1 protein-coding gene is annotated in these 265 nt (G+C 71.3%); it reads left to right on the plus strand.

All coding sequences use genetic code 11. From position 1 onward, the window contains the following. Position 1 precedes the first annotated feature (1 nt). Positions 2 to 265, plus strand: a 264-nt coding sequence (locus IF47_RS0127260; RefSeq protein WP_031511752.1) for a DUF2637 domain-containing protein, incomplete at its 3' end; no start/stop codon positions are given.

Genomic DNA, 265 nt, shown 5'->3' on the forward strand with positions numbered 1-265 from the left:
GGTGATCGCGGCGATCGGCTTCGCCGGATCGTACGCCGCCGTCCGCGACCTCGCCGAGCAGAAAGGTTTCGGCGGTTTCGCTCCGTTCTTCCCCATCGGTGTCGACGCCGGGATCGTGGTGCTGCTCGCCCTGGACCTGCTGCTGACCTGGCTCCGCATCCCCTTCCCGATGCTGCGGCAGACCGCCTGGCTGCTGACGGCCGCCACCATCGCCTTCAACGGCGCCGCCGCCTGGCCGGACCCGCTGGGCGTGGGGATGCACGCG

Origin of the sequence: Streptomyces megasporus (genome assembly GCF_000718985.1) — a bacterium.
GTDB classification, from domain to species: Bacteria; Actinomycetota; Actinomycetes; order Streptomycetales; family Streptomycetaceae; genus Streptomyces; species Streptomyces megasporus.